Here is a 24,857-nt window from a genome sequence, read left to right on the forward strand (position 1 = left end):
AGTAAGGACCTTATTTGGATATACTGACATTCAGATCCTTCTATCAAACACCACTTGGTGAAAAAGTTTTTTCAACCATTACAAACAAGCTCAACTTCAAGACTATTGATGTTGCGGGCGAACGTGTATTGGGGCTTGGCTATGTAACCCCCTATCTGGAATATTTACGCGGCCGCGCTGAACGATGCTTTGCTTTCATGCCGGCCCATCAGGGGGCCTGCGTATGGCCTTCGGCAGACAAAGTTGCCACAGCATTGGTATTTGAAGAGGATTTGCCATTACCGGATTCGGCAGTTGACAGGATTATTCTTATCCATTCTCTGGAATTTGCTGAAAACGCGCGTGAAATGTTGAGCGAGATGTGGCGTGTTCTGGCACCGAATGGCCGGATTCTCATCGTCATACCCAATCGCCGCGGTCTTTGGGCGCGCAACGACCACACGCCTTTTGGCAGTGGCCAACCTTATAGTCGCCAACAATTATTACAATTATTGCATGAAACCAATTTCAGCGTGGTCAATATCGGTGAGGCACTCTATTTTTCACCATCCGGTAGCGCACTGGCACGCGGTTTTTCTGCAATCTATGAACCTTTGGCGCGCAACTTTTTCCCTTATTTTGGCGGCATTATTATTTGCGAAGCACAAAAACGCCTGTTCCAAGGGTTGCTGATACATCGTCGCCAATCCCGTCGTGTGTTTATACCGGCATTATCTCCACAAATCACCAATCGTAAATCGTTTCAACCTGCGGATATAGTCAGGAACAACCAGCATTGAAACGTCAATCGTTCAAGGAAAACAGTGCCAATCGGGTATCGAAACTTTAATGGTGCAAGTTCTGGCTTGGTAGCAGCCAAGTTTTGAAAGTCGCGCCTTTGCTATTTTCCCTGTAAACGGCGGGTATTTTATTAAAAATTTTGGTTATGAGGTTTGTTTACCGATCGGTATTTCGACCATGCCGAGGAATGTGCCAAGGAAGACGTGTTAAAACTTCACTGCACAATCAATCTCTTTGAGAAACTGCTTTCAGCGGATTCATAATTCTATCGATTTCGAGGCGCCAAGGGGTATTGAAAAAACCGCTTCAATCCTGCTGTACATCTTGCAAATGATTGATATTGCTTGCAAGTTCACGAATACGTTCGCTTACATAGTCATAAATATTCTGTGTTATTTCAGGAAACTCGTTTATCAAACGCAAAAAGACAGACCGATCGATTTTCAATGCAGTCGAATGGGTTTGAACAATGGCTGTAAATGGACGACTGACTTCGGTAATTAAAGCCAGCTCGTTGAGAAGTGCATTTTTATTGACGATATCAATCGGCTGGTCGGGATGATTTTGCCGGTAGAGATTGACAGTTCCAGATAGCACTACATAAGCGCTTTCAGCGGGATCTCCTTCTTTGAAGATTATTTCACCAGCCGCAAATTCCTTGCGCTCGGCACCAAAAATCAACAAACGCAGCTGTTCTGTCGTCATCTTACTGAAAAAATCGAATTTCTTCAGCAAAGCAATGTCGTCGGTTATAGCCAACGAAAACTCCCTGTTTTATCGAACTGTCCTTATCCGAAAGGACAATTCATTTTTTAAGGTTTCATCCGCATCGGTTTTCGCAAATCAGGTCGATCCGGATTCGCTTAAAACTCAAGGATTCAATCTATATCCGCCACTATCAGTTATCAATATCTGCGCATTGGCAGGATCTTTTTCAATTTTTTGGCGGAGGCGATAAACATGGGTTTCAAGCGTGTGCGTTGTTACACCCGAGTTATAGCCCCACACTTCTTCCAGAAGCGTATCACGGCTGACAACACTATCGCCTGCGCGATATAGAAATTTTATAATAGCCGCTTCTTTCTCGGTCAGGCGGATTTTGCTTCCTTTATCATCAATCAGCAATTTCTGCCCGGGTTTGAAAGTGTAAGGCCCTACCTGGAACGTTGCATCTTCACTTTGCTCGTGTTGACGCAATTGGGCACGAATACGGGCAAGAAGAACAGCAAATCGGAACGGCTTCGTTACGTAATCGTTGGCGCCGGCTTCAAGACCGAGAATTGTATCCGAATCGGTATCATGGCCTGTGAGCATAATAATAGGTGCGCGAAACCCTTCCTGACGCAATTTCTTTACAGCTTCGCGCCCGTCAAGATCAGGCAGACCGATATCCATAATAATAAGGTCGACATTCCCGTTTCTTGCGGTTTCAAGACCTTTTGCAGCCGTACTTTCCTGAAGAACGTTGAATTCTTCGTGCATTTGTAGTTGCTCTACCAGAATAGAGCGCAGATCCTCGTCATCATCTACAATCAAAAGGGTGCGATCGGTCATTTTCTGTCCTTATAAAAAACGCTATCAAGCGTTATGTAATAATTGCAGTCACAATCACGAAAAACTGAACATCATGCAAGTGCCTTTAATCAGAAATCCGTTAAAAACACCAAAAATTGTTCCGTTTATTTTTGTGCGCAAGAAATGCGGTGTCACAACACAAGGGATATTGGCAATCGGTCAATATCGTTTCCCCTGCGCGTTGGGTAGAAACGGTTTGACCCCCCGAAAAAGGGAAGGAGACGGTTCAACACCCATTGCTGTCATGCCGATTCTCGGAGGGTTTAAAAAAAATAACTTTCCTAACTTACCACATCATTTGCTGAAGCTCCACCATGTTAAACCATCTGATGGTTGGTGTGATCAGTTATGGGACACAAATTATAATCGTCCGGTGAGACTACCTTACAAAAATAGTGCTGAAAGGCTGTGTCGCCGTGATGGCCTTTACGACATCGTATTGATACCGGATTGGAATATCCGTCGCAGAATTCAAAACTGCGGCAGTGCTATTTTTTTTCATCTTGCACATCCGGATTTTTCGCCGACTGAAGGCTGTATTGCCATTTCCAGACGTACAATGGAACGTATTTTACCCTTTATTTCACGCGGAACCAAATTGATAACCCTAGGGTCTATTACAAGATCTCAACCCGCACTTATCACTCGATAAAAAAACAATTCAATAAAAATGGGTCGGCGAGAAAATTGCGTGATTTATTAAGGAAAATCACCAAATTCCAATCTCGAATCTGAAAAGGAATAACAAAAGGCTGTGACTTTCTTTCGCCTCTCGCCTCGTTAATTCCATGGGACGAAAACGCACCTTTTGGCAAAAGCTACATCTCTCTTTAAAAACAACAAATATGATTTCCGTTTTGTCATTCTGTTTGTTGTCCTAATGAATTGGCGGGTGTCGAGAAATATTCTTGGGCTTACAAATTTGGCATGATTATCTGAAGATTGTGGTGAGTTGAGTAGGGCTAAGACTTTTTCCCGTTTGAAAAGGTTCCATCAGATTTTTATTTATCTATCGGACATGACCCGTCAAAATCGCAAGCGGTTCGGAGTTTGAGGCTTTTAAACGCGGACAGACGATGAAGATGGATAGCAGTGAATATTCATCGCCAAAATTTCAAAATTATCGGTCGGCTTTTCCGAGCTTATGGAAACAGGGTTTCGAATATTGGAAAATGAAAATATAAAAATCCATGTTTTCACGTGAAACATAGATTTTTACGTGAACATCATTGCAATGATCGCAATGTTTGTTTTTCTATCGCCATTAATAGAGCAAAGTTTACAAATTTCTGATCGCTATTTTTGCGAAAGTGAACGCCCGATTTCGAGATATTTATCCCAGCGTTCTCTTTTCAAGGTATCACCATCTTTTCCGGCCATACCTTTTAAGGCCGCTTCGATCACTTGGCCGGTTGCATCAATCGCTTCTTTTTTATTGCGATGGGCGCCACCGAGCGGTTCGGGAATAATACCGTCAATGATCTTCAGCTTATAAAGATCCTGTGCAGTAATATGCATAGCCGTTGCGGCATCTTTTGCGCGGGTAGCATCGCGCCACAAAATCGAGGCGGCTCCTTCGGGAGAAATAACCGAATAAATGGCGTGTTCAAGCATATAAACCTTATTGGCAGCAGCAATGGCTATAGCGCCACCCGAACCACCTTCGCCGATAATGACCGAGACAACCGGTACTTTCAGTCGCAAGGTTTCTGCCGTTGACTGGGCAATGGCTTCGGCTTGCCCACGTTCTTCAGCACTTACCCCGGGATAGGCACCGGCAGTATCGACAAGCGTGATAAGGGGAAGCGAAAAGCGGTCGGCCAATTCCATAATACGTACGGCCTTGCGGTATCCCTCGGGACGGGCCGAACCGAAATTATAGCGCAAGCGCGATTGGGTGTCGTAACCCTTTTCCTGACCGAGATAGGCAATTGCCTGACCGTTAAAACGGGCAAAGCCTGCCTGGATTGCTTCATCTTCGCCATATTTGCGGTCACCGGCTAGCGGTGTCACGTCGGTAAAAAGTTCGGCTGAATAATCAAGGAAATGTGGCCTGTCAGGATGGCGTGCAACCTGGGCTTTTTGCCAAGGTGTCAGTTTTTTATAAAGATCGCGCAAGGCTGTTTGTGCGCGCTCTTCCAGACGCGGGATTTCGTCGCCCATGTCAACACTGCCCTTTTCCTGGGCAATTTTTTTCAGTTCGAAGATTTGCCCTTCCAGATCGGCAACCGGCTTTTCGAAATCAAGGTAATTGTACATAGGCTCCAACTTTTGTCGTACTCTTCGGCTTTTTATCGTACTATTTTCAAGTTTATTGCAAGCTTTTACGGTTTCTTACAAAGCACATAACTTTTTTCTTTACTCTGCATGAGACCGCTCGGCAAGCGGATGATGCTCATTTACGAGACTTTGCAGCTTTTCTTCAAGAACATGGGTATAGATTTGTGTTGTTGATATATCGGAATGGCCGAGCAATTGTTGTACAACGCGTAAATCTGCACCATGTTGCAACAAGTGGCTGGCAAAAGCGTGTCTTATAACGTGCGGCGAAATGTTATGGGCGCTGATTCCGGCTTCAACAGCAAGAGCTTTCAATTCGCGCGCAACAAGCTGGCGGGCGATATAGCCCTGGCCGGCATGGGCAGGGAAAAGATAAGGGCTATTACTGTCGGACGTTTTGTCACGCAGTTCCAACCATTCCTTGACTGCTTGTCCGGCTTTTTCGGAAAGCGGAACTATTCTTTCTTTTGCGCCTTTGCCACGCACCAGTAAAAATTCCGGTCCGCCACGAACAACACGGGCAGACAAACTTACAAGCTCGCTAATGCGTAAACCTGTGGCATAAAGCAGTTCAACAATGGTGTGAAGACGCATCGCTCTTTTATGTTCGGCCGGTGATACATCTGCACGTTTGGCATATGTTTCAGCAAGATCAAGCAGCTTATCGACCTGTTTCTCGCTGATAATCTTTGGCAAATTCGCCCGTTTTTTCGGGGTGTCGATATTACCCGAAGGGTCGTCATCACGGAGACCTTCTGCATAAAGGAATTGGAAAAACTGGCGTATAGTCGACAAACGCCTTGCTTGTGAAGTTGCTGCAAAGCCGTCATTTTGCATGGATGCCAAAATTTTAACAAGTTGATCTCTGCCTGTTTCAAGCAGGTTTGTTTTGAAAGCGGCGAGTTGTTCATTCGCCCATAAGAGATCACGTCGATAGGCTTCAAGAGTATTTTTTGAAGCGCCACGTTCGGCGCTCATCATTTCAAGGAAATTGTCAATTGTTGCCGCAAGATTCATTTGTCATCCTTCTTTGTTTTCGAAGGTGAGGTTTTTGAAGGCGAGTAAGTGGCAGAACTTTTTGTTTTATTGTCTTCTTGTCGAACGGCTGACCGCTCATCTCCGGATTTATCGGATTCTTTTAAATCAGGGTTATTTTTTACAGGCATTGATCTGCTTTGCTTATCAATTTTCCGGTCATTCATGGCGGGTGATTGATCGGCAGGTGTTTTTGTTTCGCTTGATTCATCATTTGCCGGTTGTTGCGGGGTCGCATTTTCCAAAGTAGCAGAACGGTCACGCAGATGCAGATTTTCCGGCTGGATTTCGATCGTGATATCGGTTGTAACCGGTTTAACGAGATAGACGAGTGTGACCATTGCACTGTAAACCAGCACAACCAAAACGATCAAGGCAAGCAATAAACGGGCAAGAGTCGGCATAGCAGCAGAAAATTATCCAAAATTGAAAAAGTTTTAAACACTATCATGCCTTATAAAGATTAACAGGGATTGACTTATTCTGCGATAAATGTCGAAACGAAACCATGAAAAGCAGATTTTCAAAAAATGGCCCCATGGCAAAAACTGCGCATCGTCTGATCTCGCATCTGGACGGGCGTTCACTTGTTCTTGTCGGTCTTATGGGGGCAGGCAAATCTACAATCGGCAAACGCGTTGCCACAATGTTGGAACTTCCCTTTCATGATGCAGATTACGAGATCGAGCAAGCGGCTCGTATGACGATACCGGAATTATTCGAATCTTATGGTGAACCGGCTTTTCGTGACCTTGAGCGACGGGTTATTTTGCGCTTGTTGAAAGACGGCCCGATGGTGCTTGCCACGGGCGGTGGCGCCTATATGAACGAGGAAACGCGTAAAGCAATTGCCGAAAGGGGCATTTCTATCTGGCTTCACGCCGAGCTTGATGTATTGATGGAGCGGGTTTCCCATCGCCAGAATCGGCCGTTATTGCAAAGGCCTGATCCACGTGCCTTTATGGAAAAACTTATGGCCGAGCGTTATCCGGTCTATGCTTTGGCTGATATTCGGGTAAGCAGCCGGAAAACGCGTCGCGACGTGGTGGCACGCTCTGTTGTGCGTTCTGTCGACGGCTATCTTTCAAAACCCGGAAAACAACAATAAAGGACAACTTAAAAATGCAAAATCAGACAGTCGAAGTCACACTGGGCAAACGCAGTTATGATATTCTGATAGGCTCCGGTCTGGTTGTTTCGGCAGGCAAAGAAATTGCACGGCGTTTTCCGGGAAAACGTGTCGTTGTCGTAACTGATGAAAATGTTGCGGCATTGCACCTCGGTATGCTGACACAAAGTTTGCGCGATAACGGCATTGATGTGGTTCCAATTGTTGTCAAGGCTGGCGAAAAATCGAAGTGTTTTGAAACTTTGGAAGCTGTGACAAGTGACATTCTTGATAACAGAATGGAACGTGGCGATTTTGTCATTGCATTTGGCGGTGGTGTAGTTGGCGATCTCGCGGGATTTGCGGCCGGAATAGTTCGTCGAGGCATGAATCTTATCCAGATTCCTACGTCGCTCCTTGCACAGGTTGATTCGTCGGTCGGGGGAAAGACCGGCATTGATACCCGACAGGGGAAAAATCTGATTGGAGTGTTTTATCAACCGAAACTGGTGATTGCCGACACAGAAATTCTCGATACGCTTCCCGAACGTGAATTCAGAGCCGGCTATGCCGAGGTAGCCAAATACGGATTGATCAATCAGCCCGACTTTTTTGTGTGGTTGGAAAAAAACTGGAAGCAAATTTTCCTTGGCGGGCATGAACGGGTTGAGGCAATAGCCCGTTCCTGTCGTTCCAAAGCCGACGTGGTTGCTCATGACGAACGTGAGACAGGTGAGCGTGCTCTATTGAATTTGGGGCATACTTTCGGCCATGCACTCGAAACAATCACAAATTATGATTCGAACCGGCTTGTCCATGGTGAGGGCGTGTCGATCGGCATGGTTCTCGCACACCAGTTTTCAAACTTTCTGGGACTTTGTCCGGCCGATGTTGCAACGCGTGTTGAAACCCATTTGAATAGTGTTGGTCTTCCTGTGGCTTTGCAGGATGTGCCGGGTGGCGTACCCGATGCCGAAACATTGATGAAAATTATCTCGCAAGACAAGAAAGTCGAGCATGGCAGCCTGACTTTTATTCTCACACGCGGATTGGGCCAGTCATTCATTGCAAAAAATGTGCCGCCGGAAAAAGTGTTGACGTTTCTTAAACAAAAACTTGGCGAAAAATGATTGATCGTGGCGGCTATATTGTTTAATGCTTCAACTACGATGAAGTCTGCGTAGCTCAGCAGGATAGAGCACAGGATTCCTGAAATAAAATTGGGCGCCTCTCAAGGAAACTTTTGAAGCGGATCTGCTCAAAGTCGGGGAACGCTTTATGGCTCAGGCCATTGCCAATCCCGAGCCAAGCCCTCACAAAGGGAAGGTGTAGAGACTGGACGGGCAGCACCTTATGGTTTTTGCCAATGGTGAAGGGACAGTCCAGACCACAAACGGTCGGAAATTTTTTGACCGGCGATGAAAGTCGAAGTGGTATGAATCCTGGGGTCGTGGGTTCGAATCCCACCGCGGACACCATCGTGTTTTTCCTCGAAAAGGAAACGTTTATTCCAGCCGTTAATAAACCTGCTCAACTGTGAATTGAGAGGCTTTTATATTCGGGAATTTTGTTTTCTATCCCGTCGTTGGTCAATCCGAAAAATGATCAGGAGTTCGTTTTACCCGCGACCGCTGTTGATGCCGATTTGGAAGAACGGCGTCGCCATTTTGCAGCAAGCTTGCAGTTTGTTGCATTTACAGGATTGAGGCATCGTTTTTCATATTTCTACTAACCCGATTATTTTGGGGGAAGTATTTTTGGAAATGCAAAACTCAAAAAAATAAATCAACAAATGAAGTTCGGCAGGTCATTTACCCATGAGGGCTTCTTCTTTTAAGCCTTGAACTATCGGCTGACAGGATTAGCGAAAAAACGAACAATTATAAAGTTGTGGCAGCATCCCGTTTGATCAAAAGGATAGCTTTTATCCTGCTGTGTCTTCAAGTTTTGTTACAATGACGCATATGAGTGATGAAGTAATTTAAAAATAATATGTAAATTTTTAATGGTTAAAAACCATAAATTAAAATATATATAGAAGAATTATATATTCAAAATTAATATAAAATATAGAGTAATGAATGCTGTTTATATGGAATCTCCTATGAGTGTCAAAATCGATAGGTTGATTATCATCTTGAATCCTGTATAACAAAATTTATGAAATACGACTCACCGGCGTTATTTACTAAAAATTAACGTTGTTACAGGACCGGGTCTTAACGTAAACGTTCTTATGCCGCATGATATAAAGAGCTAGGTTCTTTGCGTTTGTTGTTTCATATTGCTTAGGTTCAGGCAGGGTAGACTGATGCATCTTTTTAGAATTTTACGGTTTTCGATCGCGGTGTTTATTGCGGTTGCAAGCATCCTGTTTTTTGCTCTTGCACCAGTTCAGGCCAAATCGAATTCAGTGGAACTTCCGGCAATTGTGGTCGATGCTAACACCGGTAACGTGCTGTTTGCAAACAGAGCCGACGAGATTCGTCCCCCTGCATCTATCACCAAAGTGATGACTCTTTATCTCGTTTTTGATGCAATCCAGAGTGGCAGATTGAGTTGGAACACGGAAATGCCGGTATCCAAACATGCCGCAAGCCGGCCGCGTATGAAACTTGGTATGCCTGCCGGTTCCAGACTTTCCGTACGCGATGCAGTCAATGCGATGATTGTTCTTTCAGCCAATGATGCAGCTGTTGTTGTGGCCGAGTATCTTGGTGGCAGCGAAGAGAATTTTGCACGGGTTATGACACTCAAGGCAAGAAGCCTCGGTATGCGCAATACCACTTTCAGAAACCCGAATGGCTTGCCTGCGCAAGGCCATGTTTCGACAGCTCGCGATATTGCCTTGATGTCAATTGCCATGCGCGATCATTTTCCGCAATATTATCACCTTTTCAGTCAACGCGAATTCACTTACCGTGGTCAGGTCTATAAAGGCCATAACAGGGTACTTGATAGAATCGACGGCGCAGACGGGTTGAAGACCGGATTTACAGGGCTTGCGGGTTTTACAATTACCACGAGCATTGCCAAGGACGGGAAAAAACTGGTTATTGTCGTGCTTGGTGGCACATCCGGTCGTCAGCGTGATGATGTCGTTGTTTTGCTTGCCAATGCCTATATGAATAGCGCAAGTCGAACGACGAAAAAGCGTATTTTTGCACAATGGAACGTCGCCCAATCGGCTTGGCGCGGGCAACCGCAGCCGAAAATTGCGCAATCCGACACGAAAAATGCAGAGATTGTAACAGCCTCGGTTTCACAGCGTGGCAATCGCACCGCGGAGACAGCGAAAACAGCAGTTGAAACGCGTTCGACAATCTCCATTCCGGTTAAAAAAACGGTCAAGATGGAAACCGCTCCGACGACAATGGCTTATGCCGATGATGGCAAAAAGACTGTGACCGAAATTTTAAAAAATGAAATTCAGGCAAATTACATTGTGCAGGTGGCTGCATTGCCCGATAAAAGTTCAGCTGAAGGCTTTTTGAAGACAATAAAAAAAGCTTTGACCGATGCGAAAGTGGCATCACTCGGTCATGTCGAGCCGGCAAATGTGGACGGTAAACAAGTTTATCGCGTCCGGTTTGGCTCGTTCAGAAGTGAAAGCGAAGCAAACGCAGCCTGTGGCAAAATAACCGCTCAAGCTTATTCCTGTTTCGTTGTTGCAAACTAAAACCGTGGCCAAACTTTTTTGAGCAAAGCAAAAGCTTTGAAGAACAAAACGTGCGTTTATAGCCAGAACGTGCTCAATGTCGTTGCTGTGAGGTTTTATATTTTCGAACCTTGAAGCTTGTTTCGAAATTAAGAACGCATTCTGGCAGTGCTCAAAATGTGGATAAGAGCCCGAAAAGATCCGGAAAGAGAATGCTTTCTGCCGAATTTACAGTTCGCCAATCAATATCGGGATTTTAAGACGACCATTATCACTTGCTATCGATATCAATCACGTTGGTTTTTCGTTACCAATGTCATCCACTTGCTGAGTGATTGTTATTCATCAAAATAATTACCGTTTGATCAGGTATTGCTCTGCTGGCCAGATTTTTTGAGCCCAATAATAGGTAACGACAGGAACATGTCATCCGGTTTCTGATCAAGAGTTCTTTGAAAAAATATCAAAATGAAAAGGCGGAGAAAATCCCCGCCTGTAAAGAATAGAATATTACGAATAAGATAGAAGACAATCCGATTTGTGGTTGGAATGAAACCCTTCTTTTAATCGGCTTTCTTTTCATCGTGAGTGTCATTCGAATCGTTTTTAACAGCTGTTTCTTTGGGGCCACCTTTGGAAACACCAACCATTGCTGGACGTAATACACGGTCACCAATGACGTAACCCGCCTGAACAACCTGTTGAACCGTATTGCTTGGAACATCGGTATTCGGAATTTCAAACATAGCCTGATGAAAATTCGGGTCGAATTTTTGCCCTTCCGGCTCTATTTTTTTGACGCCATTGCGCTCCAGAGCAGCCATCATGGCACGTTCTGTCATTTCGACGCCCTCTGCCAAAGCATTCAATCCGGCATCTTTCTCGCGTGCACCGTCGGGGATCGCCTGCAAAGCACGGTTAAGATTATCCGAAACCTGAAGCATATCACGTGCAAAATTGGCGACGGAATAAGCTCTCGCATCGGCAACATCACGAGCTGTGCGGCGGCGTAAATTCTCCATTTCGGCAGCAAGGCGTAAAACCTGATCTTTCAATTCGTCGTTTTCGGCTTGCATAGCTGCAACCGGATCAGCACCTTCATCGGCAACCTGATCATCTTCGACTTCCGCTTTTGCTTCGTCTTTCCGTTGTTTCAGGAAATCATCGGCTGCGCGCTTCAATGCATCTCTATCAGCCGGATTCTTTATGTCGCGGTTATTGATATCGTTTTCACCAGACTTCTTTTTTTCCTCAGACATAGGATTCCTACTTCTCGATAATAGTTGTTAAATTCGATATCGAAATTTTAGCGAGAAAAATCAAGAGGCAAACAGCAAAAGGAAGGCCCAAATACCCTTAAGCCCCCTGCTTTTAACCGTTAATTGACAATAGGGTGGAATTTTTTAGGGATTCAGGCTTTGAGCAGGCTTTCAACCTTTTTTTTGTCGCTATTTGCCGTGCAGGCACGAAGCAGCTCGCCGGCACCCTTATCAAGCAACCGTTCCGCCAGAACCTTGCCCATTTCTTCCACGCCGTAAGTACATGTCGTTGCGTAATCGACAACCTGTTTCAAACCGTCAACACCGGTTACCGTAGCTTTCATGTAAAGCATCGTATTTTTCCACGTCGAGCACACGCCGACAGGCAAGTTGCATCCGGCATCAAGGTATTTCATCAATGACCGTTCGGCATCGGTTTCTGCACGCGATTTCTTGCATTCGATTGCTTTGAGAAGTCGCAAAATATCTCTGTCGCCTTGACGACATTCTACACCAAGAGCCCCTTGGGCAACGGCATAAGGGAACATTTGCGGATTGAGGCATTCCATGCTGTCTTCAAAAAGACCAAGCCGCTTCAATCCCGCAGCAGCAAGAATTGTTGCATCAATGCCGTTTTTATCAACGGCGCGACGCAATCTCGGCGGTACATTGCCACGAACCGGAACAATTTCGATATCCGGGAAAAACGACCTGAGCTGGGCGGCACGACGAATGGAACCGGTGCCGATTTTGTGATGGTTGCTGCGAATATCGTCAAATTTCAAGCCGCAGAGAACATCACGCGGATCCTCGCGTTTTGGCACAGAGGCAAGAACAAGTCCTTCCGGCTGAACGGTCGGCAAATCTTTCAATGAATGGACAACGACATCGACTTCACGGTTCAACAGTGCTTCTTCGCCACTCTTTGTGAAAACCCCTACATTGCCTATATCCTGAAAACTTGTGTGCTTATCTTTGTCTCCCACACAGCCAAGCAATACCGTTTCGACTGTTAATGTAGGGTCAAGCTCCCGCAAAAGCTTAGCCACACTTTCCGCTTGCACGCGCGCTAACGCACTTTTCCGTGTTCCAAGCCTTATCCGCATAACTCTAAGCCTATTCCGTCAATTCCAATAATCAAACTCGACGCTCTTTAGAGCGTTTCTAAGAGTATCTAACTCAACTTGCGCATAAAAGAAAGTTCTCTTCACTTAAATTGTGTTTCGGGGTGTCATTTTCAAATTTTAAGGCAATTTTTCCTTAAAATGTCAGGAAAAGGAACAAATAATTCTCTTTCTCGCGCGGCAATTATAACGTTTTTTTGAAGTGATATGTTGCAGGGCTAATGTGGAATTTCCGGATTATCTTTGTCCACCCCAGAAAATGATTCTGTGTTTTGCAAAACCGACTATCAAATGCATGATAACGCCAATAAGCGCCAGAATGACCAGAATGGCAAATTGTCCGGCAATGTTGAATTGCTCGTTAAATTGCATAAGCATTTTGCCTAAACCCTTTTGGGCACCGACAAACTCGGCAACAATAGCACCAATCAGGGCAAAGATAATGCCAAGGCCGAGACCTGCAAAAACAAATGGCAGGGAAGCCGGCAATTTTACTTTCAGCAAAATCTGTATTTCGTTGGCTCCGAAAGCCTTGAGCATCTGGATTTCTTCCCGTCCGGCCGATTGTAAACCGGCGATCACGTTGATAAGCATCGGGAAAAACGAAATAAGTGCGGCCATAACAATTTTTGATGCGATGCCATAGCCGAACCATTGCAGAAAAATCGGGGCGAGGGCAACGGTCGGTATCGTTTGGAAAGCAATAATATAGGGCAAAAACGCAAGCTGGAAAACGCGAACCTGCGAAATGGCAACGCCAAGAATTGCCGCAAGCACTATGCCGCAAATATAGCCGAGCAAAACTTCAGCCATGGTAACACCAAGATTATCCCAGAAAAGAGTCGACTTTATCAGCCGGACAAGCTGGTAGAAGATGAGGCTGGGGGGCGGCAAAAGATAGGTAGGAACCTCCCATAGCCGGACCGAAGTTTCCCAGAAGCCGACAACAAGAATAAAAACAACAACAACAAGCAATGCTTGAAGTGTTTTTTCATTTTTGAACATTGCCAGCCTTTCTGCGGTTTTGCCGATTTCTCAATCACAGGATTTGATGGATATGCAACAGCAGTTCAACAATTCATACTAAAATTTTCAAAATGCTGTCTTATTTGACCTAAAATTTTTCCGACTTTTTTATCTGTCAATTCCTGAAGTTCACGCGGACGGGGCAATTTAACGTCGACAATTTCCTCGATATGACCGGGACGCGGGCTCATCACCACCACTTTATCGGCAAGAAATACCGCTTCCGGAATGGAATGGGTAACAAAAAGCACAGTTTTTTTGCTTTCAAGCCAAATATTTTGCAATTCTCCATTTAAAACTTCTCGGGTCATTGCATCAAGCGCCCCGAATGGCTCATCCATAAGCAAAACTTTCGGGTCGCGGATAAGGGCACGGCAAATTCCGGCACGCTGTCGCATTCCGCCTGAAAGTTCATTGGGCAATTTGTTTTCAAATCCTTTAAGTCCCACCGTTTCCATGAGCATCAAAGCACGGTCATGGTATTCTCTTTTGTCAAGATGCATCAATTCGACCGGCAAGAGGATGTTTTGCAGGATTGTGCGCCAAGGGAGCAGCGTAGGGTCCTGAAAAACAAAGCCGACTTCTGCTGAAGGGCGCGTAACGGCTATGTCATTAAGCATGACTTCGCCGGAAAAATTGTCAACAAGACCGGCAAGGATTTTTAGTAACGTTGTTTTGCCACAGCCGGATGGGCCTACAAGTGCAACAAAAGCGCCTTCGGCAATTTCCAGATTGACATTCTTCAACGCATCAATCGTGCCGTCTTTTTTGCTTATATAGCTTTTGTGCAATCCCTTGATGGTGATAAGGGGCTTTTTGATAGACGGCATAGACGTTTTCTCAATCCTTCAGAACGACAACCTTCGCTTTAAACGGGTTAGTCCTTTTTAACAATTGTCTCGATATCGAAATTATAAATTTCCGGCATCAAGGAATTGCTCCAGACATCCTTTACATGAAGCAGGCGTTCGGTTGAACCTGTTTGATGAGCAAAAGATAAAACTGCTTGCCAGCGTTCATCAGGAATATCAAGCCATTTTCCCCAACTTGCCGGATCCGGTTTGTCAGCCGGTGTCGAATCGGCAAGTGCTATGGCCATAGCTTCGGCCGTATTTTTGGCATCCTGTCCGTTCGGATTATCAGAACCTCCGAGTTCTGGGAATTCTTTAAAAGCAAGTTTCAAGGCGCTATCGGGATAAAGTTTGGTGTAGATCATGCCTTTATAGGCAGCGCGTGCAAAAGCCGAAAGTTCATGTGGCTTGTCATCGAATATTTTCTGGCTTGTGACCATAGTAACACTGAAAAGGCGGTTCATTTCTTCTGGACGTTGCAGAAGATCGAATTCAACACCGTTCTGCCGCATAACGGTAAAACTGTCGGAATAGCTGTCGACTGCGTCGATATCCTTCGCATTGAGCGCAGCTGCCGCGCGCGCACCTGCGCCAACAGGGACAATTGTAACGTCACTTTCTTTCAAGCCGGCAATTTTCAAATTCGCCCGTAAATCGGCATAAGAAGCCGAAGCGAGACTGATTACGCCCACCCGTTTTCCTTTAAGATCGGCAATGGATTTGATAGTGGAGCCTTTCGGAACACCAATAAAATAAGGCCATCTGACCGTTATTCCGGCAAATGCTTTGAGTGGCACACCTTTATCAACGGCGGCTGCAATATTAGCAGACGATGCATAGGCAATATCGGCCGAACCGGATGCAACTGCCTGAAGAGCTGCCGTAGAGCCATCGGTAAAGAGCAATGTCGGATTGATATTTTCTTCCTCAAAATAGCCGAGTTGTTTGGGTATGGCATAGGTAAATGTCTCTTCCGCCGGCGTTGTTGTGCTGCGGGCGAGCGCTAGAACAAAATGCACAGGTTCGGCAAATCCGGATAGAGTGAAAAATAAAAACGCATTGAGTAGTACAACGGCATGGATGAAAGCTGCTTTCATGGGATGCTCTCCTTTGTACTTTCCGTAAAACAAATGCAGCCCATAAAACAGATGTGGCTTGCGGAAAGAGCGGACAATAACAGGGCCTATCCGAAAAGTATCCCATCTCTAGCCGATAAGTGCAATAGAGAGTAAGGTTTTACGACATTTAACGGCGTTTATTTACGTCTATTTGAGAAGTCGCGAGACCAGTTGGGCAGTATAGTCGACCATCGGAACAATACGGGCATAATTCAAGCGGGTTGGCCCGATAACGCCGAGAGCACCAAGAACATGCTGATTTGAATCGCAATAAGGCGCAACGATGAGCGACGAGCCCGATAACGAAAACAGTTTGTTTTCAGACCCGATAAAAATACGAACGCCTGAACCTTCCTCGGCAAGGTCAAGAAGCTGCATCATGCTTTCACGTGTTTCAAGATCGTCGAAAAGATGGCGCAAACGTTCAATATCTTCTGCAGCTTTGACATCTTCCAGAAGGTTGCCGCGCCCGCGCACAATAAGCTGGGTTTTACGCCCCTGATCTTCTCCGCCCCAAACGGCAAGCCCCTGATCGACGAGATGTTGCGACAATTCATCAAGAGCGGCCTTGGTCTCTTCTCTCTGCCTCGAGATTTCTGCTTTGGCTTCGCTTAAGGTGCGCCCCTGAATATGTGCGTTGAGAAAATTTGTTGCCTCGCTCAATTGTGACAATGTTACCCCTTCGGGTAAATTGACAATACGATTCTCTACATCACCGTTTTGGGTTACCAAAACTGCCATGGCACGCGACGAATCGAGGCGCACAAATTCGATATGTTTGAGTGTTCCTTCGTTTTTTGTCGACAAAACCAGTCCGGCACCGCGCGACAGACCGGAGAGGATCTGGCTCGCACCAGTCAAAAATTGTTCAACCGATTGGCTATGCCCTGCTTCTTCAACCTGTGTTTCTATGGCTTTGCGTTCATCTGCCGGAAGGTCGCCAACTTCGATAAAAGCATCCACAAAAAATCTTAAACCCGATTGCGTCGGCATACGACCAGCAGAAATATGGGGCGAGTAGATAAGCCCTAAATGCTCGAGATCGCTCATAATTGTGCGGATGGTTGCCGGCGAGAGGCTTTGTGGCAATTGTCGGGACAGATTGGCTGATCCGACAGGGTCCCCTTCGTTCAGATAGGTTTCGACAATACGCCTGAATATATCGCGGGATCTTTCGTCGAGACTTTTCAATTCATCCGGAATGGCGGCGTGTTTCATCATATTCCTTCAATGATAGAATTTCTTTCCTTCTATATAAGTTTTGCCAAAGACGGGTCAAATGGTCTAAAGATGCTTGAAACAATACTTCACGGAAAGGAAAATTTATGCGTCCGTCCAATCGTGCCAGCAACGAGATGCGCGCCGTTTCATTTGAACGTCATGTGAACAAACATGCCGAAGGGTCATGTTTGGTCAAGTTCGGTGATACCCATGTTTTATGTACCGCAAGCCTTGAAGAACGTGTCCCCAACTGGATGCGCAATTCCGGTAAAGGGTGGGTTACAGCCGAATATGGCATGTTGCCTCGTTCAACCGGTGAAAGAATGCGCCGCGAGGCCGCTTCCGGTAAACAGGGTGGGCGCACCATGGAAATCCAGCGTTTGATCGGCCGTTCATTGCGTGCGGTTGTCGATTTGAAGGCGTTGGGCGAAATGCAGATTACCATTGACTGTGATGTCATTCAGGCAGACGGCGGAACACGCACGGCATCAATCACTGGAGCATGGGTTGCCCTTTATGATTGCCTGGGCTTTATGGAAACGCGCCAGATGGTCTTGCGCAATAAAGTGCTGAAAGACCATGTTGCGGCAATTTCTTGCGGCATTTATCAGGGAACACCGGTGCTTGATCTTGATTATGCAGAAGATTCCAATGCCGAAACCGACGCCAATTTTGTGATGACCGGTAAAGGTGGAATTGTTGAAATACAGGGAACCGCAGAAGGTGACCCGTTCAGTGAAGAGCAGTTTTCAACTTTGATGTCACTCGCTAAAGGTGGCATTCATGATCTCATTGAATTGCAGAAGAAAGTTATTGCAGCCTGAAAGGTGGATTATCGATGAGAAAGCTTGACGGGAAAAAACTGGTTGTTGCAACCCATAATTCCGGCAAACTCAGGGAAATAGCCGATCTTATTGGCCCGTTCGGTTTTGAAACCACATCGGCGGGCGAATTGGGACTGGAAGAACCGGAAGAAACCGGCACGAAATTTGAAGAAAACGCCTATATCAAGGCTTTTTTTGCTGCCAAATCGACAGGCCTGCCGGCATTGTCGGACGATTCAGGACTTGAGGCAGATGCTCTTGACAAGGCACCCGGCGTTTATACTGCCGATTGGGCTATTCAACCTGATGGGCACCGCGATTTCGACAAAGCGATGAAAAAAGTTGAAGATGCATTGGAAAAGAAGGGTGCAACAACGCCAGATAAACGGCATGGCCGTTTTGTCTCGGTGCTTTGCCTTGCCTGGCCGGATGGTCATGCGGAATATTTTCGTGGTGAAATCGAAGGGACTTTGGTCTGGCCTCCGCGTGGCAAAAAGGGTTTCGGTTTTGATCCTATTTTCCAGCCGGAAGGCTATGACAAAACATTCGGCGAAATGACGGCAGAGGAAAAACATGGTTGGAAGCCGGGCGACAAACATGCTTTGTCCCACCGCGCACGGGCTTTTAAACAATTTGCCGAAGCGTTACTGGAAAACTGATGGACGAGCCTTTCGGTATTTACGTCCATTGGCCGTTTTGTGCCGCCAAATGTCCTTATTGCGACTTCAATTCCTATGTCCGGTTGAAAGGCGTGGATGAAGACCGTTTTGCCAAAGCTTTTGCAAGAGAAATGGCAACGGTGCGTGAATGGACAGGATCCCATAAGGCAACGACTGTTTTTATCGGTGGTGGTACGCCATCGCTGATGTCGCCAAAGACAGTCGAATCACTCTTGAAAAGCATTGATCGCTATTGGCCGATTGTGGACAATGCCGAAATCACAATGGAGGCCAATCCTTCGAGCGTCGAGGCCGGGCGTTTTCATGGGTATCGTTCAGCCGGTGTCAACCGGCTTTCTTTGGGCGTTCAATCATTAAACGACGAAGAATTGAAGCGCTTGGGGCGCATTCATAACGTTGAACAGGCACGTTTTGCTATTGGTCTTGCACGTGAGATTTTCCCGCGGCTTTCCTTTGACCTTATTTATGCGCGCTCGAACCAGACATTGAAATCATGGAAACATGAGCTGGAACAAGCAATTGATCTCGCAGCCGACCATCTTTCGCTTTATCAATTGACCATTGAAGAAGGGACGGGGTTTGACAGGCTCTATAAAGCCGGGAAACTTAAATTGCCGGAGGCGGATTTAAGTGCCGATCTTTATGATCTCACACAGGAAATAACCGAAAGTCACGGGCTTCCGGCTTATGAAATATCCAATCATGCGTCCGCCAACGCACAGTCACAACATAATCTGATTTACTGGCGCTACCAGCAATATGTCGGCATTGGTCCCGGGGCACATGGCAGGTTCCTTCCTGTTTCAAATGCCGCTATTCCGGATCGGCGCCTGGTAACGATCACCGAAAAAATTCCCGAGCGCTGGTTGGAACTGGTTGAAAAACAAGGCCACGGCATTGTTGAAGAAGAACACTTGACAAAAAGTGAACAGGCAGAAGAAATGTTGCTCATGGGGATGCGCCTCACCGAGGGGCTTGATCTTGCCCGTTATGAGAAACTGGCGAATAGTGGATTGAACCAGAGTAAAGTTGGCGATCTTCAACAACAAGGCCTTGTAGAAATGGTAGGCAATAGCCGCATCCGTGCGACCAGAAAAGGCCGCGTGGTTTTAAACTATATTATCAGCGAACTTGCGTGAGAAATTCCATCCCGTTTCTTGCTGTGATTGGTTTCTATCCAAAGTTAAAAAGAAAATATCACTTCTATAGAAATTGCTTTTGAATTCATAAAGAACAATTTTTATATTCAAAAACAGTCTGTGGAAGACGTAACCGCGCCAAGTTTGCCTTTATATTATTAGTCAAATATCCGCTTTATTGAGTTGCCAGTTTATGGAATTGAATGAGATAAAGCGAGGGAATGCTTGATCTCTCCGTTCAAGTCGTTTTCTCCGAGGGTTTAGCTATCCCGCCTTTTCGATAGTCAGCATCTTTCATGTGTTAGAAAGTTTCAAGACTTCATGTGTACCTGTCTCTTTTCTCGCGAATGAGACCAATGGAGAGAAGGTGACTACTGTTTTCAATTTTTAAGGATTTTTATGCAAAACCGGATCCGGCTGGCATCACAGTTATAATTTTTGAAAAGCACGCTTCCCTTTTTCACATGGCGTTCATGTGAAAAACTTATAGAGCAAGCTTTTGAATTTCTTTCAGACAATGCAAAAGGATTTTTGTGGTAGAAAATCTAAAGCGATGGATTTGGAAGTGTTTTTGGCCTTAAACCTCTTCAAGCTCTACCAATGTTCCATCAAAGTCTTTCGGATGGATGAATAGAACGGGTTTCCCATGTGCGCCGGTTTTAGGATTTCCGTCGCCGAGGATTCTAATTCCTTCGGCAACAAGCTGGTCGCGCATTTTTAGAATATCATCAACTTCAAAACAGATGTGGTGGAGGCCACCTTTCGGGTTTTTTTCAAGAAATTTTGCGATAGGTGAATTATTTCCCAGTGGGCTCATCAGTTCGAGTTTTGTGTTGGGCAGTTTGACGAAAACAATTCTGACGCCATGTTCAGGCAGGTCCTGAACAGGAGAAACATCATTGTTCACGGAACGATAAAGTTCGGCAGCCTGTTCAATATCCGGTACGGCGATTGCGACATGGTTCAGTCGGCCAAAGTGGTACACTGGAAAAACTCCCTATTGAGCGAAGAAATATAAATTGGTCTCATCAGATATTACGTAATTTTCCTTGTAAAAGATCAAGGATTTTGCTGGCCGCTTCAACCACATTGGTTCCGGGACCAAAAACAGCAGCAACTCCGTTTTCTTTCAAAAATTCGTAATCCTGTCGGGGGACAACGCCGCCACAAACCACGATAATATTGGAATTGTGGTTTTGCAATGCTTTGACAAGCTGAGGCAACAGGGTTTTATGACCGGCTGCCAGCGAAGAAACACCGATGAGTTGAACCTTGTTTTCAATAGCCATTTCGGCTGCTTCTTCCGGTGTCTGGAACAGTGGTCCGGCAATGATTTCGAATCCCATATCGCCGAATGCCGAAGCAATGACTTTTGCTCCGCGATCGTGACCGTCCTGTCCGAGTTTGGCAATCATGATGCGCGGGCGTTGGTCTGTTGTATTGGTTATATCGCTAAGCCGCTGTTTTAAGGTTTTATATTCAGGCTCGCTCGCAAATGCTGTTCCATAGATGTTTTTGACCACAACGGGCTTGGCCGAATGGTCACCGAAAACTTTACGCATTGTGTCCGATATTTCACCGACAGTTGCGCGCGCCCTTGCGGCTTCCACCGCGGCTTCAAGCAGGTTGCCGTTTCCGCTTCTGGCAATATTTTCCAGATTCTTCAATGTGTCAGTGACTTTCCGGCTATTGCGGGTTTGTTTGATCTTTTCCAGTCGGGCAATTTGTTGGGCGCGGACCTTTGTAATGTCAATTTCAAGAATATCGATTTTCTTTTCTTCATCGGAGCGGAATTTATTAACCCCGACGATAATCTCTTCCCCCTTGTCAACCGCCGCCTGACGGGCAGTTGCCGCTTCTTCGATGAGGCGTTTCGGCAAGCCGTCAATCACTGCTTTGGTCATGCCGCCCATGGCTTCTATCTTGTCAATAAGAGCGGATGCTTTGTCGACGAGTTCTTTGGTGAGCGTTTCGACATAATAGGAGCCGGCGAGCGGGTCGACGACCTTGGTAAGGCCCATTTCATTTTGCAAAATCAGCTGCGTATTGCGGGCAATGCGTGCCGAAAATTCGGTGGGCAATGCAATCGCCTCGTCAAAAGAATTGGTATGAAGCGATTGTGTTCCACCCAAAACAGCCGCCAATGCTTCGTAAGCGGTGCGCACAATATTGTTATACGGGTCCTGTTCCTGCAGGGAAACACCGGACGTCTGACAATGCGTGCGCAGCATCAGGGAAGATGCTTTTTTAGGTGAAAATTCGTGCATAATGCGCGACCATAAAAAACGTGCTGCACGTAATTTTGCCGCTTCCATGAAAAAATTCATGCCGATGGCAAAGAAAAATGAAAGTCGGCCGGCAAATTGGTCAACATCAAGCCCTTTTTTAAGGGCTGCACGCACATATTCCCGCCCGTCTGCAAGTGTGAAGGCCAGTTCCTGTACAAGTGTGGCTCCCGCTTCCTGCATATGATAGCCGGAAATGGAAATTGAATTGAAGCGGGGCATTTCATTGGCAGTATATTCGATAATATCGGCAATGATGCGCATAGATGCTTCAGGCGGATAGATATAGGTATTGCGCACCATAAATTCTTTGAGGATATCGTTCTGGATTGTTCCTGAAAGATCGCGTCTTGCAACGCCCTGTTCTTCGCCAGCAACAATAAAATTCGCAAGAATGGGTATGACAGCGCCATTCATCGTCATCGAAACAGACATTTTATCAAGCGGAATACCGTCAAAGAGAATTTTCATATCTTCGACTGAATCAATCGCAACACCGGCTTTTCCTACGTCTCCCACAACACGCGGGTGATCGGAATCATATCCGCGGTGAGTGGCGAGATCAAAAGCGACCGAAAGGCCTTTTTGCCCGCTCGCAAGGGCTTTTTTATAAAAGATATTCGATTCTTCGGCAGTGGAGAAACCGGCATATTGGCGGATTGTCCACGGCCTTCCGGTATACATTGTCGCTCTCGGGCCACGCAAAAACGGGTCTAGCCCCGGTAATGTGTCCAAAAGATCGTCGTGAGCGAGATCGTCTTTAGTATAAAGTGGTTTGACATCAATGCCCTCGGCTGTATGCCAGACAAGTGTGTCGGGAGAAGCCTTAAGCTCCTTTTCGGCAAGTTTTTTCCACTCGCTTATATCTCCTTTGTCGGCCATGTCTATTCGAACTCCATGATGGTTTCGTCAACACCGAGACTTTGTCCGACTTTCACCGAAATTTCGCTGATTTTGCTTTTCTTTTCAGACCTCAGCATATTTTCCATTTTCATCGCTTCGACGATCGCAAGAGGTTGGCCGATTTCGACTTTATCGCCTTTTTTGACAAAAACCGCGGTAATGACGCCGGGCATCGGGCATAACAACATTTTGGATGTATCGGGGGGCAATTTTTTTGGCATGAGTGCTGCAAGGGCAGCAATATTGGGTTCCCTGACATGGGCAATTGCGTCAATGCCACCATGGCGCAACCTTATGGCTGTTCCTTTGACATCGACCTTCACAACCATGTTCGACAGGTCCGAAACAGAAAATTGGCAAATAGTCATGCCTGGTAGCCAATGGCTTTCAAGCGAAATCTGTTCTCCACCGGCAAATTCCAATTTGGCTCCGGCTTTATCAACCTCAATAACCAAAGGAAAAGACTGGTCGAAAATCGAAACGACCAATTCATTTTTTACAATACGCCGGTGGTTGTCGAGCGTGCCGGAAATCATAGCCGCCCGTTCTTGCAATTTCCAATTGATAAATGCGGCAATAGCTGCAAAGGAACGTGCTTCTTCCGGCGTTGGCAAGACGCCATGAAAGCCATCGGGAAATTCTTCAGCAATATAGGCGGTGGTTAATTTGCCTTCCTGAAAGCGTTTTTGCCGCATAACAGCCGAAAGAAATGGCAAATTGTTTCCGATGCCTTCAAGTTCGAAACTGTCGAGCGCTTCTTGCATGGTTTGAATTGCCGTTTGGCGATTTTTTCCCCATGTAGCCAGTTTCGAAATCATCGGGTCATAATAGATCGAGATTTCTCCCCCTTCATAAACGCCGTCATCGTTACGAATTCTCGTTTCATCATTGTCACCGGTTGCAATAGGTGGATTATAACGGGTCAGTCTTCCGGTAGAGGGAAGGAAATTCCGATAAGGATCCTCGGCATAGAGCCGGCATTCCAACGCCCAGCCATTCCGTTTGACATCATTTTGGGAAAGCGGCAAAGCTTCACCGTCAGCAATACGGATCATCAGTTCGACAAGATCAAGTCCGGTAATCATTTCGGTAACCGGATGTTCAACCTGCAAGCGGGTGTTCATTTCCAGAAAATAGAAATTCCGTTTGCCATCAACAATAAATTCCACCGTACCGGCGGAGTGATAATTGACGGCACGGGCGAGCGCAACTGCTTGTTCTCCCATGGCTTTGCGGGTTTTTTCGTCAAGAAAAGGTGAGGGAGCTTCTTCAATCACCTTCTGGTTGCGCCGCTGGATGGAACATTCTCTTTCATTGAGATAGATAATGTCGCCATGCTTGTCGCCCATGATCTGGATTTCGATATGGCGCGGTTCACTCACAAATTTTTCGATAAAAATACGGTCGTCTCCGAAGGATGATTTGGCTTCATTCTTCGACGCCTGAAATCCTTCTCTTGCTTCTTCATCATTCCATGCAATGCGCATGCCTTTACCACCGCCACCGGCAGAGGCTTTGATCATGACCGGATAGCCGATTTCACGCGCGATTTTTACAGCATGGTCTCTATCATCAATGAGCCCCATGTGTCCGGGAACAGTTGAAACGCCGGCTTCCGCTGCCAATTTTTTGGAAGTGATCTTGTCACCCATCGCGCGCATCGCATTTGCCGGTGGCCCGATCAATATAATTCCTTCCTGTTCCAGACGATCGGCAAAAGCAGGATTTTCCGACAAAAAGCCATAGCCCGGATGAACCGCATCGGCATTGCTCTGTTTGACCGCAGCAATGATTTTTTCGATGTCGAGATAGGATTGGGATGAAGGCGAGGCGCCAATATGGATAGCCTCATCAGCTTGACGTACATGAAGAGCATTGGCATCGGCATCCGAATAGACAGCAACCGTTTTGATGCCCATCTGTTTTGCTGTACGAATGACGCGACAAGCGATTTCGCCACGATTGGCAATCAGGATTTTTTTAATCATTTG

Annotated in this window: 22 protein-coding genes; 8 read left to right on the forward strand and 14 right to left on the reverse strand. The window is 46.1% G+C overall.

Going from position 1 to position 24,857, the window contains the following annotated elements:
- Positions 1–14: 14 nt before the first annotated feature.
- Positions 15–779, forward strand: coding sequence for a class I SAM-dependent methyltransferase (locus tag H3V14_RS01475; protein WP_198221671.1), 765 nt, complete (start codon positions 15–17; stop codon positions 777–779).
- A 307-nt stretch (positions 780–1,086) separates the two neighbouring features.
- On the opposite strand, the gene H3V14_RS01480 is transcribed toward H3V14_RS01475, so the two are convergent.
- Together H3V14_RS01480 and H3V14_RS01485 are read right to left on the reverse strand one after the other, a co-directional pair.
- Positions 1,087–1,539 carry a Crp/Fnr family transcriptional regulator gene (locus tag H3V14_RS01480; protein ID WP_075869520.1) on the reverse strand — a complete coding sequence of 151 codons (453 nt, stop codon included), beginning with the start codon at positions 1,537–1,539 and terminating at the stop codon, positions 1,087–1,089.
- Positions 1,540–1,650: 111 nt separating this feature from the next.
- Entirely contained in the window at positions 1,651–2,334 is a 684-nt protein-coding gene (locus H3V14_RS01485) for a response regulator transcription factor (RefSeq protein ID WP_075869521.1), read from the reverse strand.
- Between the two features lie 73 nt (positions 2,335–2,407).
- Here H3V14_RS01485 and H3V14_RS01490 point away from each other — a divergent pair, with 73 nt between their 5' ends.
- Positions 2,408–3,007 carry a L,D-transpeptidase gene (locus H3V14_RS01490; RefSeq protein ID WP_198226162.1) on the forward strand — a complete coding sequence of 200 codons (600 nt, stop codon included), beginning with the start codon at positions 2,408–2,410 and terminating at the stop codon, positions 3,005–3,007.
- Between the two features lie 644 nt (positions 3,008–3,651).
- Here H3V14_RS01490 and H3V14_RS01495 read toward each other — a convergent pair.
- The 3 genes from H3V14_RS01495 to H3V14_RS01505 all read right to left on the reverse strand — a co-directional run bounded on the left by H3V14_RS01495 (position 3,652) and on the right by H3V14_RS01505 (position 6,074).
- Positions 3,652–4,614, reverse strand: coding sequence for an acetyl-CoA carboxylase carboxyltransferase subunit alpha (locus H3V14_RS01495; protein ID WP_198214332.1), 963 nt, complete (start codon positions 4,612–4,614; stop codon positions 3,652–3,654).
- A 99-nt stretch (positions 4,615–4,713) separates the two neighbouring features.
- Positions 4,714–5,652, reverse strand: coding sequence for a site-specific tyrosine recombinase XerD (locus tag H3V14_RS01500; protein WP_198226163.1), 939 nt, complete (start codon positions 5,650–5,652; stop codon positions 4,714–4,716).
- Complete coding sequence (locus H3V14_RS01505) at positions 5,649–6,074, reverse strand: hypothetical protein (RefSeq protein ID WP_198226164.1); 426 nt, start codon at positions 6,072–6,074, stop codon at positions 5,649–5,651. Before H3V14_RS01505 ends, H3V14_RS01500 begins: the two co-directional genes overlap by 4 nt.
- Before the next feature lie 134 nt (positions 6,075–6,208).
- On the opposite strand from H3V14_RS01505, the gene H3V14_RS01510 reads away from it, so the two are divergent.
- From H3V14_RS01510 to H3V14_RS01520, 3 genes are all read left to right on the forward strand, one after another.
- A complete protein-coding gene (locus H3V14_RS01510) occupies positions 6,209–6,778 on the forward strand; it encodes a shikimate kinase (protein ID WP_246784920.1) in 570 nt (189 codons plus the stop codon).
- A gap of 14 nt (positions 6,779–6,792) precedes the next feature.
- A complete protein-coding gene (gene aroB, locus H3V14_RS01515; protein WP_198226166.1) occupies positions 6,793–7,908 on the forward strand; it encodes a 3-dehydroquinate synthase in 1,116 nt (371 codons plus the stop codon).
- Between the two features lie 1,181 nt (positions 7,909–9,089).
- The gene (locus H3V14_RS01520; RefSeq protein WP_198226167.1) at positions 9,090–10,457 is read left to right on the forward strand and encodes a serine hydrolase; all 1,368 of its coding nucleotides are present in this window, start codon (positions 9,090–9,092) and stop codon (positions 10,455–10,457) included.
- Positions 10,458–10,999: 542 nt separating this feature from the next.
- Here H3V14_RS01520 and grpE read toward each other — a convergent pair.
- The 6 genes from grpE to hrcA all read right to left on the reverse strand — a co-directional run bounded on the left by grpE (position 11,000) and on the right by hrcA (position 17,032).
- Positions 11,000–11,695, reverse strand: a complete 696-nt coding sequence (gene grpE, locus H3V14_RS01525; RefSeq protein ID WP_075869529.1) for a nucleotide exchange factor GrpE — start codon at positions 11,693–11,695, stop codon at positions 11,000–11,002.
- A gap of 152 nt (positions 11,696–11,847) precedes the next feature.
- Complete coding sequence (gene hemC / locus H3V14_RS01530; RefSeq protein WP_198226168.1) at positions 11,848–12,801, reverse strand: hydroxymethylbilane synthase; 954 nt, start codon at positions 12,799–12,801, stop codon at positions 11,848–11,850.
- Positions 12,802–13,056: 255 nt separating this feature from the next.
- Positions 13,057–13,824 (reverse strand): ABC transporter permease, encoded by a 768-nt coding sequence (locus H3V14_RS01535; protein WP_075869531.1) that lies wholly within the window; start codon positions 13,822–13,824, stop codon positions 13,057–13,059.
- 65 nt (positions 13,825–13,889) lie between these two features.
- Entirely contained in the window at positions 13,890–14,675 is a 786-nt protein-coding gene (locus H3V14_RS01540; protein ID WP_210326518.1) for an ABC transporter ATP-binding protein, read from the reverse strand.
- 47 nt (positions 14,676–14,722) lie between these two features.
- Positions 14,723–15,793: an ABC transporter substrate-binding protein gene (locus tag H3V14_RS01545; protein WP_198226169.1), complete on the reverse strand. Its 1,071-nt coding sequence runs from the start codon at positions 15,791–15,793 to the stop codon at positions 14,723–14,725.
- Between the two features lie 168 nt (positions 15,794–15,961).
- The gene (gene hrcA / locus H3V14_RS01550) at positions 15,962–17,032 is read right to left on the reverse strand and encodes a heat-inducible transcriptional repressor HrcA (RefSeq protein ID WP_075913971.1); all 1,071 of its coding nucleotides are present in this window, start codon (positions 17,030–17,032) and stop codon (positions 15,962–15,964) included.
- 107 nt (positions 17,033–17,139) lie between these two features.
- On the opposite strand from hrcA, the gene rph reads away from it, so the two are divergent.
- From rph to hemW, 3 genes are read left to right on the forward strand one after another with little or no spacing between them, the layout of a single operon-like run.
- Positions 17,140–17,859, forward strand: coding sequence for a ribonuclease PH (gene rph / locus H3V14_RS01555; protein ID WP_075869534.1), 720 nt, complete (start codon positions 17,140–17,142; stop codon positions 17,857–17,859).
- Between the two features lie 14 nt (positions 17,860–17,873).
- Positions 17,874–18,518: an RdgB/HAM1 family non-canonical purine NTP pyrophosphatase gene (gene rdgB, locus H3V14_RS01560; RefSeq protein WP_078038780.1), complete on the forward strand. Its 645-nt coding sequence runs from the start codon at positions 17,874–17,876 to the stop codon at positions 18,516–18,518.
- Positions 18,518–19,678, forward strand: coding sequence for a radical SAM family heme chaperone HemW (gene hemW / locus H3V14_RS01565; RefSeq protein WP_198226170.1), 1,161 nt, complete (start codon positions 18,518–18,520; stop codon positions 19,676–19,678). Before rdgB ends, hemW begins: the two co-directional genes overlap by 1 nt.
- 577 nt (positions 19,679–20,255) lie before the next feature.
- Here the strand turns inward: hemW and mce are convergent.
- From mce to H3V14_RS01580, 3 genes are read right to left on the reverse strand one after another with little or no spacing between them, the layout of a single operon-like run.
- The gene (mce, locus tag H3V14_RS01570; protein WP_075869537.1) at positions 20,256–20,663 is read right to left on the reverse strand and encodes a methylmalonyl-CoA epimerase; all 408 of its coding nucleotides are present in this window, start codon (positions 20,661–20,663) and stop codon (positions 20,256–20,258) included.
- 43 nt (positions 20,664–20,706) lie between these two features.
- Positions 20,707–22,845: a methylmalonyl-CoA mutase gene (gene scpA / locus H3V14_RS01575; protein ID WP_198226171.1), complete on the reverse strand. Its 2,139-nt coding sequence runs from the start codon at positions 22,843–22,845 to the stop codon at positions 20,707–20,709.
- A gap of 2 nt (positions 22,846–22,847) precedes the next feature.
- Positions 22,848–24,854, reverse strand: a complete 2,007-nt coding sequence (locus H3V14_RS01580; RefSeq protein ID WP_198226172.1) for an acetyl/propionyl/methylcrotonyl-CoA carboxylase subunit alpha — start codon at positions 24,852–24,854, stop codon at positions 22,848–22,850.
- Positions 24,855–24,857: the final 3 nt, after the last annotated feature.

Origin of the sequence: Bartonella sp. W8151, from assembly GCF_016100385.1 — a bacterium.
In the GTDB taxonomy this organism is placed as follows: domain Bacteria; phylum Pseudomonadota; class Alphaproteobacteria; order Rhizobiales; family Rhizobiaceae; genus Bartonella; species Bartonella apis.

Excerpts from the sequence above, each read along its gene's own strand:
- H3V14_RS01485 (WP_075869521.1), bottom strand. The coding sequence starts at position 2,334 with ATGACCGATCGCACCCTTTTGATTGTAGATGATGACGAGGATCTGCGC.
- H3V14_RS01490 (WP_198226162.1), top strand. The coding sequence starts at position 2,408 with ATGCAAGTGCCTTTAATCAGAAATCCGTTAAAAACACCAAAAATTGTT.
- H3V14_RS01495 (WP_198214332.1), bottom strand. The coding sequence starts at position 4,614 with ATGTACAATTACCTTGATTTCGAAAAGCCGGTTGCCGATCTGGAAGGG.
- H3V14_RS01500 (WP_198226163.1), bottom strand. The coding sequence starts at position 5,652 with ATGAATCTTGCGGCAACAATTGACAATTTCCTTGAAATGATGAGCGCC.
- H3V14_RS01505 (WP_198226164.1), bottom strand. The coding sequence starts at position 6,074 with ATGCCGACTCTTGCCCGTTTATTGCTTGCCTTGATCGTTTTGGTTGTG.
- H3V14_RS01510 (WP_246784920.1), top strand. The coding sequence starts at position 6,209 with ATGGCAAAAACTGCGCATCGTCTGATCTCGCATCTGGACGGGCGTTCA.
- aroB (WP_198226166.1), top strand. The coding sequence starts at position 6,793 with ATGCAAAATCAGACAGTCGAAGTCACACTGGGCAAACGCAGTTATGAT.
- H3V14_RS01520 (WP_198226167.1), top strand. The coding sequence starts at position 9,090 with ATGCATCTTTTTAGAATTTTACGGTTTTCGATCGCGGTGTTTATTGCG.
- grpE (WP_075869529.1), bottom strand. The coding sequence starts at position 11,695 with ATGTCTGAGGAAAAAAAGAAGTCTGGTGAAAACGATATCAATAACCGC.
- hemC (WP_198226168.1), bottom strand. The coding sequence starts at position 12,801 with ATGCGGATAAGGCTTGGAACACGGAAAAGTGCGTTAGCGCGCGTGCAA.
- H3V14_RS01535 (WP_075869531.1), bottom strand. The coding sequence starts at position 13,824 with ATGTTCAAAAATGAAAAAACACTTCAAGCATTGCTTGTTGTTGTTGTT.
- H3V14_RS01540 (WP_210326518.1), bottom strand. The coding sequence starts at position 14,675 with ATGCCGTCTATCAAAAAGCCCCTTATCACCATCAAGGGATTGCACAAA.
- H3V14_RS01545 (WP_198226169.1), bottom strand. The coding sequence starts at position 15,793 with ATGAAAGCAGCTTTCATCCATGCCGTTGTACTACTCAATGCGTTTTTA.
- hrcA (WP_075913971.1), bottom strand. The coding sequence starts at position 17,032 with ATGAAACACGCCGCCATTCCGGATGAATTGAAAAGTCTCGACGAAAGA.
- rph (WP_075869534.1), top strand. The coding sequence starts at position 17,140 with ATGCGTCCGTCCAATCGTGCCAGCAACGAGATGCGCGCCGTTTCATTT.
- rdgB (WP_078038780.1), top strand. The coding sequence starts at position 17,874 with ATGAGAAAGCTTGACGGGAAAAAACTGGTTGTTGCAACCCATAATTCC.
- hemW (WP_198226170.1), top strand. The coding sequence starts at position 18,518 with ATGGACGAGCCTTTCGGTATTTACGTCCATTGGCCGTTTTGTGCCGCC.
- scpA (WP_198226171.1), bottom strand. The coding sequence starts at position 22,845 with ATGGCCGACAAAGGAGATATAAGCGAGTGGAAAAAACTTGCCGAAAAG.
- H3V14_RS01580 (WP_198226172.1), bottom strand. The coding sequence starts at position 24,854 with ATGATTAAAAAAATCCTGATTGCCAATCGTGGCGAAATCGCTTGTCGC.